The organism is Pseudomonas sp. JC1203 (genome assembly GCF_056175065.1).
Genome location: NZ_JBWCAM010000001.1, coordinates 589938 through 603128, shown reverse-complemented (window position 1 = coordinate 603128; position 13191 = coordinate 589938). Strand labels below are relative to the sequence as shown.

The following is a 13191-nucleotide window of genomic DNA, read 5'->3' as shown; positions in this document are numbered from 1 at the left end:
CAACAAGAGGGGGATCCGCCATGTTTGCGACTACCACCCTGGTCACCCTGACCTACGGGGACCGGCTTCACTACCTGCAAACCCTGATTGAGCGCTCGCTGGCCTGTGTCGAAATCGGCCAGGTTATCGTGGTCAACAACGCTGCCAGTGCCGACCTGGGCCCGCTGCTGCGCCGCTGGCCCGCCCAGGTGCGCATCATCGACCTGCCTGCCAACACCGGCTCGGCCAATGGCTACGCCGTGGGCATCAGCGCCGCGCTGCAGGCCGGTGCCGAGTACATCTGGCTGATGGACGACGACAACGCGCCTACCCCCGGCGCCGTTGAACTGCTGCACCAGCGCCTGGCCGAATGCTCGCGCAAGCTGGGCCGCGCCCAGGTGGCCGTGCTGGGCTTCCGCCCCACCCACCAGGCCGACATCGCCGCCGGCGTGCCACGGCGCTTTGCCTTCCCGCACCGCTCCAGCTGCTTCGGTTTCCACATCGCCCAGCTGCCCTACAAACTGTGGCGGCGCCTGCCCTGGGGCAAGCCACACGCCGAAAGCATGCACCACAGCCTGGTGAAGCTGCCGTTCGCCACCTACGGCGGCCTGCTCGGCCACCGCACCATGTACGAGAACATCGGCCTGCCACGCACCGACATGATCCTGTACGCCGACGACACCGAATACACCCGGCGCATCACTGCCAGCGGCGGGCATATCTTCCTGGTCACCGACGCCCAGCTCGAAGACCTGGAACACTCGTGGAACATCAAGGCGCGCACCGGCAATATCTACGAAGCCTTCCTGCTCGGCGACTCCGACCTGCGCGCCTACTACACCGCGCGCAACCAGGCCTGGTTCGACAAATTCGTGTGGGCGCGCTGGCACTGGATGTACAGCCTCAACCGCGCCGTGTTCATGACCCTGCTGCACCTGGTGGCCTGGCGCCGCGGCACCCGCGCCCGCTTCGCGCTGCTGCAGCAAGCCATCGCCGACGGTGAATCCGGCCGCCTTGGCCTCAACAAGTCGTTCCCGCTATGAACGTGCTCTTCCTCTCCAGCCTGTACTCGCCAAACATTGGCGGCGGCGCTGAAATCGTGCTGCAACGCACGGTAGAAGGGTTACACCGGCGCGGCATGAACGTCAGCGTGCTGACCACCGGCGCTGCGCCTGGCCTGGTGGAAGACCGGGTGAAAGGCGTGAAGGTATACCGCGCCGGCGTGCTGAACACGTACTGGCACTTCAGCGACCAGCGGCCCAACGCCCTGGCCCGCCTGGGCTGGCACCTGCGCGACCGCTACAACATGGGCATGCGTGGCTACGTGCGCCATGTGATGCAGCTGGAAAACATCGACCTGGTGGTGTGCCACAACCTGGGTGGCTGGTCGGTGGCGGTGTGGGACGAGATCGCCAAGGCCAATGTACCCATCGTGCAAGTGCTGCACGACATGTACCTGCTGTGCCCTGGCAGCCTGATGTTCAAGAAACGCCAATGCTGCAACGGCCCCTGCACCCTGTGCCAGACCTTGCGCCAGGGCCACGCCGAGCGCTCGGCGCAGGTGGACGCGGTGGTGGGCGTGAGCCACTTCCTGTTGGACCGGCTGCACACCGCGCGGTTTTTCCGCAACGCCTCGTCCCACGTGATCTACAACGCCAGCCCACGCGTGGAAGAAGTGGTGCCGCACTGGCCCAAGGGCCGCCTGGCACACAGCGAACCGCTGCGGTTCGGCTTCCTCGGCACGCTGTCCGACCACAAGGGCGTGCGCTGGATGATCGAGCAGTTCAAGCGCCTGCCGTTCAACGCCACCCTGCAGATCGCCGGGCGCGGGCAACAGGACTACGAACGCGAGCTGCGCCAGCTGATCGGTGACGCCGAAAACATTCACCTGGTGGGCTACCAGTCGCCCGAGAGCTTCTACCGGCAGATCGACGTCGCCCTGGTGCCGTCGCTGTGGAACGAGCCCTTCGGCATGGTGGCAGTAGAGGCCTGCGCCCACTCGGTGCCGGTGATCGCCAGCCACCGTGGCGGCCTGCCGGAAATTATCCGCGAAGGCATCAACGGCCTGCTGTGCAACCCCGACGAGCCCGATTCGCTGGGCCTGGCGATGCTGCGCCTGTACCGCCAGCCCGAACTGCGCCGGCAACTGGCCGGCCAGGCCCGGGCCAGCGTGGCGCCGCTGCTGGACATTGAACGCATGCTCGACAGTTACCAACAGCTGTTTTCCCAGGTCTATCAGAACCGAGGCGCCCATCATGCAAACCAGCCTGCCTCCGAATCCCTCTAGGCGCGGCCTGCGCATCGCCGTCAGCAAATCGCTGATCGTGGTGCTGGTGGCCTGCAGCCTGATCGTGGTGGAGACCTTCTCCGGCGCCCTGCGCTTCTACCTCGACCAGGCTGGCGCCTCGGCCCTGCTGTACCTGCCCAAGGCCGCCTGCCTGGCGCTGTTTGCCCTGGAGCTGTTGACCTACAAGGGCGGCCGCGGCTTCTGGATCACCCTGTTGCTGCTGGTCAGCGCCGCACTGCTGGGCATGATCCACGGTGCGACGCTGAGCAACGTCGGCTTCGCGTTCTACATGTATGCCCCGTTCCTGTTCGCCGTGGTGTGCGGCATGCACCTGGAGCACCGCAAGCGCCTGTTTGCGGTGGTGGTCCTGCTGTGCCTGGCGGCGTCGCTGGCGGGCCTGGCCCTGGACAAGTACACCGCAGTGCCGTGGAAGGGCTACAGCTACAACATCGGCGACACCGAGGTCAGCGCCAACACGAGCTGGAATGAAAACGGCGTGGACCGCATCGCCGGCTTCAGCCGCATGTCCACCGTCCTGTCGGTGATGATCGCCGTCTTCAGCCTGTACCTGACCGCCTTTATGCGCTCCAACATCCTCAAGCTGCTGATGTTCGGCGCCTGCATGGTGGCCATCTACCTCACCACCAACAAATCCACCGCCGTGGCCTACGCCTGCACCGTGCTGGTGTTGCCCATGCTGCAACACCGCCTGACCTGCCGGGTGATCTTCACGGTGGTGGTGGCCATGGGCATCGCCCTGCCGGTGATGGGCCTGATGATGACCTTCGACAACAACGCGGACACGGCCCAGAGCGGCGTGCTGGCGTCGTTCTACGACCGCCTGATGAACACCTGGCCCAACCTTGTGCACAACCAGTGGAGCCAGGGCTGGAGCTGGGTGGGCGCAGGCTTCGGCATGGTCGGCAGCACCACCAGCGCATTCCCCATCTACAGCGCCAACGCGCCGGTGGTGGCCGACAACAGCGCGCTGTACCTGTGGGCCACCTTCGGTGCCGCGGGCCTGGTGGTGTACGGCCTGATGATCGCGCTGATGATCGGCCTGCGTGACAAGAGCACCCGCCTGTCCAGGGCGCTGGTGAGCATCTGCTTCTGCCTGACGCTGGTCAGCTGGACCACCGACGTGCCCGAAGCCTCGGTTGCCTCGCTGTTCCTGGGCTTCGCCGTGGCGGTAGCCCTGCGGCGCAAGGCCATGCCTGCCAGCGCCCGTCGTGCCAGCCCGCTACCCAAACCCCGAACCCCGGCCTTTGCCCTGCCCGTGCGAGCCCTGTGAGCGACTATGCGAAGACTGCCTCTCTACCTGGCCCTGGCCTTTCAGGGCGCCATGACCCCCGGTGTGGTAGCAGCCGCCGAGCCGTTCATCGTCGGTACCGCCACACACTTGATGGACGGCTCGCCACAGTTGGCGCGCCAATTCCAGTTGGCCAGCGAAGCCGGCATCAACTCGGTGCGTGAGGATGCCTACTGGGCCCGCGTGGAGTTGGCCCCGGGGCAGTTGCAGTTCCCCGCCAGCTGGCGCCAGTACGATGCCGCCAGGGTTGGCCGGGGCATGGCCAACCTGGTGATCCTCGATTACGGCAACCAGTTCTACGACAACAACGCGCTGCCGCGCACCCCGGCGGTAAGCAACGGTTTCGCCAGCTACGTGGATTTCGTCACCCGCGCCATGGCCGGGCGGGTGAACCTGTACGAGGTATGGAACGAGTGGGACCTGGCCGGTGCGGGTGACCGCAGGTTGAGCGACGACTACCTGGCGCTGGTCAAGCTGACCAGCCGGCAGATCCGCCAGAACGACCCCAAGGCCAAGGTACTGGCGGGCGCCGTGACCAGCGCCGGCATCAACGAAGGCTTTGCCGACCGGCTGGTGCAGGGCGGCATCACCGATTGGGTCGACGGGCTGTCGCTGCACCCCTACGTGCACTGCTACGGCGACAAAGACCCACGCAAGACCCCGGAAAGCTGGATTCAGTGGCTAGGCGCCATCGACCAGCGCCTGACCCGGCTGGCGGGCAAGCCGGTGCCGCTGTACCTGACCGAGATGGGCTGGCCGAGCAACACCGGCAAGTGTGGCGTCGATGAAGCCACCCAGGCGCAGTACCTGGCCCGCGCTTTCTTCCTGGCCAAGACCCGCCCCAACATCAAGGGCATGTGGTGGTACGACCTGACCGAGGACGGCACCGACCCCGAGGAATTCGAGCACCACTTCGGCCTGCTGCGCCCCAACCTTGCGCCCAAGCCGGCCTACAACGTGCTCAAGGCCATCAGCCCGGTGCTCACCCAGTACCGCTACGACAGCCTCAAGAGCCTGCAGGTGGGCGACCTGTACCTGCTCAATTTCGCCAAGGGCGATGACCAGGTGCTGGTGGCCTGGACCGTCGGCGAACCGCGCCAGGTGAAGGTGGAAGCCAACGGCCGCCAGCAGGGCGCAGTTCAGACCCTGGACACCCGCTACCCCGAGCGGGGCCGGGTTACCTCCGGGCAATGGCTGTGCCCGAAAGCTGAAGAAGAACATTGCACCACGGTAATCACGCTGGACGTCTTCCCCCGAATCATCAGCCTTGGCACGGCCAGTTGGCTATTCACCCGCTGAGCGACAAGGCCACGCCTTGAAGGACCGACCGATGGTAGTTATCAATGCTCGTTTTCTGACCCAGGAACTGCGCGGTGTGCAGCGTTTCGCCGAGCAGGTGAGCCTGGCCCTGCAGGCCCGGCGCCCGGACCTGGTGTTCGTCAGCCCTGACCGCATTCTGATGCACGACACCGCCCGGCGCCTCAACGTGCAGACCGTGGGCAACCACGGCGGCCACCGCTGGGAACAACTGGAACTGCCGCGCTACCTGCGCCGCCAGGGCTCGCCGCTGCTGGTGTCGCTGGGTGCGACCGCGCCCCTGCTGTACCGCAACCAGATAGCCACCCACCACGACATTACCTACGTGCGCCACCCCAAAAGCTACACCTGGGCGTTCCGCACCAGCTACCGGGTGATGACCCCCATTTTGCTGCGGCACCTGAAGAACCTGATCACGGTCAGCGACTTCTCCCGCCGCGAGATCTCCGAGTTCTACGACTTCCCCAAGGAACGCATCCTGGTGGTACCCAACGCCGTCAGCGACGAGTTCCAGCCCGGTGTGGCCGGCAAGCAACGCACCCCCTACCTGCTGGCCGTGTCGTCGCCCAGCGAGCACAAGAATTTCAGCCGCATGATCAAGGCTTTCCTGCAGCTGCGGGGGCACGACCGGGTGCAGCTACGCATTGTCGGCGCCGCCAATGGCATCTTCGCCGACCCCAGCCTTGAACGCCTCGCCAGCAGCGACAAGCGTATCCGTTTCCTCGGCCGGCTCAGCGACGAAGAGCTGATCACCCAATACCAGGGCGCCGCCGCCTTCGTCTTCCCTTCGCTGTACGAAGGCTTCGGCATCCCGCCGCTGGAGGCCCAGGCCTGCGGTTGCCCGGTGCTGGCCGCCAACGCCGCGTCGATTCCCGAAGTGCTGCAGTCCAGCGCGCTGTACTTCGACCCGCTGGACGTGGAGCACATCAGCCAGGCCATGAACCTGGTGCTGACCAACCAATGCATTCGCCAGCAACTGCGCACCCTGGGCCTGCACAACGTGTCGCGTTTCGACTGGGAGCGCTCGGCGGCGCTGATCAGCGAACGCATCGACACCCTGCTCGCCGAGCCGCCGCCACACCGTGGCGCACTGCCCCTGAACGCCAGCGTACCCAAATAATCGCGGGGCCCTGCCCTGCCATAACAACAAGTGGTGGCATCATGAAAATCGCAATCATCCATGACTGGCTGGTGACGTACGCAGGCGCGGAACGCGTGCTGGCCGCACTGTTGAAAATCTGGCCCGAGGCCGACCTGTTCTCGGTCATCGATTTCCTCAGCGACGAAGACCGTGCCCACCTGGGTGGCAAGCGCGCCCAGACCACCTTCATCCAGCACCTGCCCAAGGCGCGCACCCGCTACCAGCAATACCTGCCGCTGATGCCGCTGGCCATCGAGCAACTGGACCTGTCGGGCTACGACCTGATCATTTCCAGCAGCCACGCCGTGGCCAAGGGCGTGCTTACCGGCCCCGACCAGTTGCACATCAGCTACGTGCATTCGCCCATTCGCTACGCCTGGGACCTGCAGCACCAGTACCTGAACGAAGCCGGCCTGAGCCACGGCCTGAAGAGCAAGATGGCGCGCATGATCCTGCATTACATGCGCATGTGGGACCAGCGCACCGCGGCAGCCGTGGACGAGTTCGTCGCCAACTCGCAGTTCATCGGCCGGCGCATCGACAAGGCCTACCGCCGCCACTCGACAGTGATCTACCCGCCCGTCGACACCCAGGGCTTCGACCTGCAGCCGGTCAAGCAAGAGTACTACCTGACCACCTCACGCATGGTGCCCTACAAACGCGTGCCGATGATTGTCGAGGCCTTCCGCAACATGCCCGACAAACACCTGATCGTGATTGGCGACGGCCCGGAAATGGAGAAGTGCCAGGCCGTGAGCGGTGCCAACGTCACCCTGCTGGGCTACCAACCCTTCACCGCGCTGCGTGAATACATGCGCAACGCCAAGGGCTTTGTCTTCGCCGCCGAGGAAGACTTCGGCATCAGCCCGGTGGAAGCCCAGGCCTGCGGCACGCCGGTAATTGCCTTTGGCCGCGGCGGCAGCCTGGAAACGGTGCACGGCCTGGACCACGAGCAACCCACGGGGGTGTTCTACCACCAGCAGACCGTGGCCGCGATCATCGAAGGCGTGCGCGAATTCGAGAACAACGCCCACCGCATCACCCCCCAGGCTTGCCGTGAAAACGCCGAGCGCTTCTCCCAGGAGCGCTTCGAACGGGAAATGCGCCAGTTCGTCGAGAGCCGCTGGGCCCAGGAGCACCCACCCGTGGCCCTGCCACTGGCCAGCAACGGCCCGCGCCTGAGCCTGGCACCGGTGCTGGCTGCCAACGTGAAAACCTTGTGAGTGGGGAGTTTCTGTCATGGCAACACCGTTCAAAGGCATCCTCCAGGCCCACCAGTCGGCCTTGTCCCTGGCACACCGCGCCCTCGACCTTGCCGTGATCGCCGCCTGCAGCCTGTGGTTCGCCTGGCTGCAGGACCGGCTGCACGACAGCGACACCTGGCTGCACCTGATGGCCACGGTGATGCTTTTCCATTGGCTGTGCGAGTACCACCAACTGTATGGCTCGTGGCGCGGCGAGCGGGTCAGCCGCGAACTGCTGCGGGTGTTCAACTACTGGGCCCTGACATTCTGCTGCGTGCTGCTGGTGGACTACCTGCTGACCCGCCCGGAGCTCGTCCTGGACCGCCAGCGCATCGCCTGGTTCGCCTTGGTGCTGTTCGCCCTGTGCGGCTACCGGCTGCTGATCCGCAGCACCCTGCAGGCCTTGCGCCGCCGCGGCTTCAACACCCGCAGCGTGGCCATTGTCGGCACCGGCACGGTGGGCGAGCGCCTGGCCTGCTCGATCGCCGCCGCGCCGTGGATGGGCCTGCGCCTGCTGGGCTTCTACGACGATGAACCGCAGCAGATGGCGCTGGACCAGCTGCAGCGCCGCCTGCCGGTGCTGGGTGGCCTCGACCAGCTGGTGCTGGACGCGCGCGCCGGGCGCATCGACAAGGTCTACATCACCCTGGCCATGAGCTGCGAGCCGTCGCTGTGCACGCTGGTCAAGGGCCTGAGCGACACCACGGCGTCGGTCTACCTGATTCCTGACGTGTTCATGTTCGATTTGCTGCACGCCCGCAGTGAAAGTATCAACGGCCTCACCAGCATCAGCCTGGTGGACACGCCCATGGACGGCTCCAGCCAGCTGGTGAAACGCTTCGAGGACGTGGTCGTCAGCAGCCTGATCCTGGCAATGATCACCGTGCCCATGCTGCTCATCGCCCTGGGGATCAAATTGACCTCCGCCGGCCCCGTGTTTTTCCGCCAGACACGCTATGGTTTAGATGGGCGGCCGATCATGGTCTGGAAGTTTCGCAGCATGACCGTCCAGGAAAACGGCCATGAGGTGGTGCAGGCCAGCCGCAACGATTGCCGCGTAACCCCCTTCGGGGCCTTCCTGCGGCGCACGTCGCTGGACGAATTGCCTCAGTTTTTCAATGTGTTGCGCGGCGATATGTCGATCGTCGGGCCGCGTCCCCATGCAGTGGCGCACAACGAGCAGTACCGCAAGCAGGTCAACGGCTACATGTTGCGGCATAAGGTCAAGCCCGGCATCACCGGCTGGGCACAAGTCAATGGATGGCGCGGGGAGACCACGACCTTGGACAAAATGCAGAAACGCATCGAGTTCGACCTCGATTACATCGAACACTGGTCCGTCTGGCTGGACCTGAAAATCATTGCGCTGACCCTGTTCAAGGGATTCGTGCACAAAAACGCTTTCTGACTCCTACAAGACCAACACCGGAGAAACGCCTTCTCCAAGGAAGACTTTGCCATGAAGCGATCCATACTGGGTATTTTGCTGATTACCGCACTGGTCCAGGGTTGCGCCTTTGCACCCGGGCAGCACATGACCCCCGACGACGTACAGGACAAGGACACCGGCCCGGTGACCGTGGTGCCGATTACCTCGACCACCGTCAACCAGCAACGCACCATCTACAAGCCGCAGCCCATCCCTGCAGCGCTTACCAGCTACCGACCCGCCGATTACCGCATCGGGCCGGGTGACAACCTGATCATCACCGTGTGGGAACACGCCGAGCTGAACTCGCCTTCCAACCAGACCCAGGCCGAGGCCAGCGCCCGCGTGGTGCGCCTGGACGGCACGCTGTACTACCCCTACATCAACTCGATCAAGGCTGGCGGGCTGACCGTGCCCGAGTTTCGCGCCAACCTGCAGAAAGCGCTGGGCCAGTACCTGGCCGGGGCCCAGGTGGACGTGAACATCCAGTCCTATGACAGCCAGAAAGTGATCATTTCCGGGGCGGTGAAGAACCCCGGGCCGCAATCGCTGAACAACATCCCGCTGAACCTGGTGAACGCCATCAGCCGCGCGGGCGGCGAGACAAGCGACGCCAACCTGGCCAACCTGATCCTCAAGCGCGATGGGCATGAATACGTCATGGACATCGACACCTTGAACCGCACGGACTCGCGCCTGAACGAGATCTACCTGAAAGATGGCGACCAGTTGCACCTGGGCAACGACCACGCCAACAAGATCTACGTGCTGGGCGAGGTGCAGAAACCGCAGGTGATGAACTACGGCACCAGCACCTTCAACCTGATGGAAGCCCTGGGTAACGCTGGCGGCCTGAGCCAGGAAACCGCCAACGCCGAGGCCATCTACGTGATCCGCGGCGCCCAGGACGGCAACGGCCAGCCACCGACCGTGTTCTTCCTCAACGCCAAGAAGCCCACCGCCTTCCTGCTGGCGCGCCAGTTTGACCTGCGGACTTCGGACGTGGTGTTTGTGGGGCCTGCGAATATTACGCGGTGGAACCGTTTCATCAGTCAGTTGTTGCCGTCGGCTACTGTCGTAGGGACGACAGCAGCGTTTAACCACTGAGGCAGATGTTGCCCCGCGACTGATCCTGATCTTGATCTAGATCCGCCGTTGATCTGCTTTTGATCTGCTTTTGATCTGGCTCTTGACCTTGATTGTATGCCCCGTAAAGCGCCCGGGCCGACTGGAGGCGTCGATCAACGGGCTGCCCGAAGGGCCGAGGCCGCAGGCCGAAGAGACGGTAACCCGCAGGCTTCTATAGCGGGTGCCGTCTGCCCGTTGAGCGGCGCCGGAAGGAGGGGACCCGTAGCGCAGCGTAGGGCCCAAGCAGGGGCAAGCGTTTTTTGCTTACTTTTTTTGGCGTCTGAAAAAAAGTGAGTCGGCGTAAGGCCGAAACGGTCGGTGGTCTCGCCGCGAAAATGGATATGATCGAATTCGCCGAAGCAGGCTACGCCGTGGACCGCTCGGCCAACGCCTCCAGTCGGCCCTGGCGCTTTATGGGGCACACAATCAAGATCAAAGGCCGCACGGAAGCAACAGCAGTCGGCGGTGTTTCAGCTATCGCGGCTCGATTACAAACGCTCCACCCAAAAGCCCACCGGCGATCCGGTGGGCTTTTTGCGTTATATGCCTTGGCAAACTTCCGCTAGCATTAGCCTCATATCGCAATGCCAACGGAACCATCATGCTCGATGCCGCCCCCACCGAATTCGCCTCCCTGGTACTGGATAACGGCCTGCGCGTGCAGCTTCGCCATGACCCACGCCTGAAACGCGCCGCTGCAGCCTTGCGCGTGGCGGCCGGCAGCCATGACACCGACCCGGCGTTCCCGGGGTTGGCGCATTTTCTTGAGCACCTGTTCTTCCTGGGCACCGCACGCTACCAGGACGACAACGCGCTGATGCCGTTCGTCCAGCGCCACGGCGGGCAGCTGAATGCCAGCACCCGCGAGCGCACTACCGATTTCTTCTTCGAGCTGCCCGGCGAATCCTTCCCCGGCGCACTGGAGCGCCTGTGCGAGATGCTCGCCCAGCCGCGCCTGGACCGCGAATACCAGCTGCGCGAACGCGAAGTGCTGCACGCCGAGTTCATTGCCTGGAGCCGTGACCCGCAGGCGCGGCACCTGCAGTGGCTGACCGCGCCGTTGGCCGCCAGCCATCCGTTGCGGGCGTTTCATGCCGGCAACCGCTACAGCCTGCCCGTGCCGCGCGAAGCGTTCCAGTACAGCTTGCAGGCCTTCTACCAACGCTTCTACCAGGCCGGGCAGATGACCTTGAGCCTGGCCGGCCCGCAACCGCTGGACGAGCTGCGCGCGCTGGCGCAGAAAGCCGGCGCCCAGCTGCGCGCTGGCAGCCTCAGCCCGCGCAAACCCAGCCCCGCGCTGCTGGATGCGCCGCTTGCGGCCGTGGACGTGCTCGACCCCAGCCGCCTCAACCTGGTGTTCGCCTGCCAGGACGTGCCGGGCGACAGCACTACCGCCATCGATTTCCTGGCCACCTGGATCACCTCGCCGCAGCCCGGCGGCCTGCTTGCCGAGCTGCAGCGCCGCGGCCTGGTGGAAGGCCTGAGCCTGGCGCCGCTGTACTGCTTCGACGACCAGGCGGTGTTGAACATCGAATTCAAACTGACCGCCGTCGGCCAGCCGCTGCGGCCATTGATCGGCGAGCTGTGCCTGGCCTGGCTGGAGTTTTTCCAGTCCCACGACGACTGGCAGGGCCTGCGCGAGGAATACCGCCTGCTGCGCCAGCGCCGCCAGCTGGTCAGCACCGCCCTGGAACTGGCGCGCCACGACACCGAGCATTTCGGCCAGGGCCATGACCCGGCTATCGGCCAGGCCGCCATCGCGGCCCTGCGCGCTATCCTCAACCAGTTGCGCGGCGACGCCATCCTGCATGCCCCACAGGCGCGCCAGGCCACTGACACCGATGTCAAATGGCGGCTGCCGCAGCGCAACCGCTTCCTGCGGCCCAGCCGCCGCCCTGACCAGATGGTGCCGGCACCGGCCTGCCTGGACGTGGTCAGCACGCCCCAGTCCACCAGCCACGAGGGGTGCCTGTACCTGCGTTGGCGGGTGAAGTCGGCGCAACGCGCCGGCCTCTGGCGCCTGCTGGACCATAACCTCGCCAAACTGCGCGCCGAGGCCAGCCAGGCCGGCGTGCAAATGACCTTCACCAGCCTTGGCGACGACTGGCAGCTGCGCCTGTGCGGCGTGCAGGAGCCCATGCCGGCGCTGGTGGAGCAAGCATTGGAAAACCTCACCCAGCCCACCCCGGAAGTCTGGCGCCAGGCCAACCAGCTCAGCGCACCACCGCCGCAGATCCCCATCCGCGAGCTGCTCAAGCGCTTGCCCGAGCACAGCCTGGGTTATTTCCAAACGCCGTCGCGGGGCCGCGATGAGCAACTCCAGCCGCCCCTGCTGCAACGCCTGTGGCAAGACGCGCGCTGGGACGGCCTGGCCGTGGGCCTGGGCATGGGCGTCAGCCAGGCCATCAATGTGGCACTGCTGAAAATGCCCGGCCGCGCCGACACCCGCTTGTGCCAACCGCCCTTGCCGCTGCACGGGCGCACCTGGAGCCAGGTGAACACCGATTCCAACGAACAGGCGCTGCTGCTGTTCTGCCCGGCCGCCGGCGACGACATCATCGACCAGGCCGCCTGGCAGATGCTCGGCCAGCTGTGCCAGTCGCCCTTCTACCAGCGCATGCGCGTGGAGCTGCAACTGGGCTACGCGGTGTTCAGCGGCTTCCGGCAGGTGGCCGGGCGGCCTGGCCTGCTGTTCGGCGTGCAGTCGCCCAGCACGCCCATGGCGGAAATTCTCGAACACATCCAGACCTTCCTGCACAGCGTGCCGGCACTGATCCGCGCCCAGTCCGGCACTGCCCTGAGCAACCAGTACCGCGACCTTGCCGCGCGCACCAGCCTGGCCGACATGGAACTGGCCCAAGCCGCAGAGAGCCTGTGGCAGGCCCGCCTGGCGGGCCACTCGTCCGATTTCATTGACCATTTGCGCAAGGCGTTCGGGCGCCTGCGCAGTGATTCGCTGCTGCAGGCCGCCGGGCAATTGCTGGAGGCTCAAGCCGGCTGGTTGTGCCTGGCCAACGGCCCGGCAGTGGACGAAACGTGGCAGGTGGCGGGGTGATCATTACGCAGGCTGTAATGAGCTTTCTCAGCCGGGTTAATGCAATTTAACGTTTCAGTACACTGGAATTTAGTAAGATAGTCCCCTAAGCAGATGAACATCTCCCAACGGAGGTGGCTCTGATGTGTTGCACCAGTACCACTTTCATCCATCACCCAGAAGGAGTCACCCTATGTGGACCAAACCAGCTTTCACCGACCTGCGCATCGGCTTTGAAGTCACCATGTACTTCGCCAGCCGTTGATTTTTATCGCAGTACAGCGCCTCGGTCAGCCGGGGCGTTTTTATTTTTGCTGTCCATT

Annotated in this window: 11 protein-coding genes; all 11 read left to right on the top strand. The window is 64.9% G+C overall.

Annotated features, from left to right (window positions below; translation table 11 throughout):
* Nucleotides 1-20: 20 nt before the first annotated feature.
* The 11 genes from AC0SZ7_RS02905 (at nt 21) to pqqA (ending at nt 13133) form a co-directional block, all read left to right on the top strand.
* On the top strand, nt 21-1022 hold the full coding sequence (locus AC0SZ7_RS02905) for a glycosyltransferase (RefSeq protein WP_475502904.1): 1002 nt from the start codon (nt 21-23) through the stop codon (nt 1020-1022).
* Entirely contained in the window at nt 1019-2266 is a 1248-nt protein-coding gene (locus tag AC0SZ7_RS02900; RefSeq protein ID WP_475502903.1) for a glycosyltransferase family 4 protein, read from the top strand. The genes AC0SZ7_RS02905 and AC0SZ7_RS02900 overlap by 4 nt, the downstream gene beginning before the upstream one ends.
* Nucleotides 2235-3557: a hypothetical protein gene (locus AC0SZ7_RS02895; protein ID WP_475502902.1), complete on the top strand. Its 1323-nt coding sequence runs from the start codon at nt 2235-2237 to the stop codon at nt 3555-3557. The genes AC0SZ7_RS02900 and AC0SZ7_RS02895 overlap by 32 nt, the downstream gene beginning before the upstream one ends.
* A gap of 6 nt (nt 3558-3563) precedes the next feature.
* Nucleotides 3564-4874, top strand: coding sequence for a glycoside hydrolase 5 family protein (locus AC0SZ7_RS02890; protein ID WP_475502901.1), 1311 nt, complete (start codon nt 3564-3566; stop codon nt 4872-4874).
* Between the two features lie 31 nt (nt 4875-4905).
* Complete coding sequence (locus AC0SZ7_RS02885; protein WP_475502900.1) at nt 4906-6012, top strand: glycosyltransferase family 4 protein; 1107 nt, start codon at nt 4906-4908, stop codon at nt 6010-6012.
* A 41-nt stretch (nt 6013-6053) separates the two neighbouring features.
* Entirely contained in the window at nt 6054-7256 is a 1203-nt protein-coding gene (locus AC0SZ7_RS02880; protein ID WP_475502899.1) for a glycosyltransferase family 4 protein, read from the top strand.
* 16 nt (nt 7257-7272) lie between these two features.
* Entirely contained in the window at nt 7273-8685 is a 1413-nt protein-coding gene (locus AC0SZ7_RS02875) for an undecaprenyl-phosphate glucose phosphotransferase (protein WP_475502898.1), read from the top strand.
* 51 nt (nt 8686-8736) lie between these two features.
* Entirely contained in the window at nt 8737-9813 is a 1077-nt protein-coding gene (locus AC0SZ7_RS02870) for a polysaccharide biosynthesis/export family protein (protein WP_475502897.1), read from the top strand.
* Nucleotides 9814-10175: 362 nt separating this feature from the next.
* Nucleotides 10176-10400: a hypothetical protein gene (locus tag AC0SZ7_RS02865; protein WP_475502896.1), complete on the top strand. Its 225-nt coding sequence runs from the start codon at nt 10176-10178 to the stop codon at nt 10398-10400.
* Between the two features lie 35 nt (nt 10401-10435).
* Nucleotides 10436-12889 carry a pyrroloquinoline quinone biosynthesis protein PqqF gene (gene pqqF / locus AC0SZ7_RS02860; protein ID WP_475502895.1) on the top strand — a complete coding sequence of 818 codons (2454 nt, stop codon included), beginning with the start codon at nt 10436-10438 and terminating at the stop codon, nt 12887-12889.
* Nucleotides 12890-13061: 172 nt separating this feature from the next.
* Nucleotides 13062-13133: a pyrroloquinoline quinone precursor peptide PqqA gene (gene pqqA / locus AC0SZ7_RS02855; protein ID WP_010209364.1), complete on the top strand. Its 72-nt coding sequence runs from the start codon at nt 13062-13064 to the stop codon at nt 13131-13133.
* Nucleotides 13134-13191: the final 58 nt, after the last annotated feature.

Excerpts from the sequence above, each read along its gene's own strand:
- AC0SZ7_RS02905 (WP_475502904.1), top strand. The coding sequence starts at position 21 with ATGTTTGCGACTACCACCCTGGTCACCCTGACCTACGGGGACCGGCTT.
- AC0SZ7_RS02900 (WP_475502903.1), top strand. The coding sequence starts at position 1,019 with ATGAACGTGCTCTTCCTCTCCAGCCTGTACTCGCCAAACATTGGCGGC.
- AC0SZ7_RS02895 (WP_475502902.1), top strand. The coding sequence starts at position 2,235 with ATGCAAACCAGCCTGCCTCCGAATCCCTCTAGGCGCGGCCTGCGCATC.
- AC0SZ7_RS02890 (WP_475502901.1), top strand. The coding sequence starts at position 3,564 with ATGCGAAGACTGCCTCTCTACCTGGCCCTGGCCTTTCAGGGCGCCATG.
- AC0SZ7_RS02885 (WP_475502900.1), top strand. The coding sequence starts at position 4,906 with ATGGTAGTTATCAATGCTCGTTTTCTGACCCAGGAACTGCGCGGTGTG.
- AC0SZ7_RS02880 (WP_475502899.1), top strand. The coding sequence starts at position 6,054 with ATGAAAATCGCAATCATCCATGACTGGCTGGTGACGTACGCAGGCGCG.
- AC0SZ7_RS02875 (WP_475502898.1), top strand. The coding sequence starts at position 7,273 with ATGGCAACACCGTTCAAAGGCATCCTCCAGGCCCACCAGTCGGCCTTG.
- AC0SZ7_RS02870 (WP_475502897.1), top strand. The coding sequence starts at position 8,737 with ATGAAGCGATCCATACTGGGTATTTTGCTGATTACCGCACTGGTCCAG.
- AC0SZ7_RS02865 (WP_475502896.1), top strand. The coding sequence starts at position 10,176 with ATGATCGAATTCGCCGAAGCAGGCTACGCCGTGGACCGCTCGGCCAAC.
- pqqF (WP_475502895.1), top strand. The coding sequence starts at position 10,436 with ATGCTCGATGCCGCCCCCACCGAATTCGCCTCCCTGGTACTGGATAAC.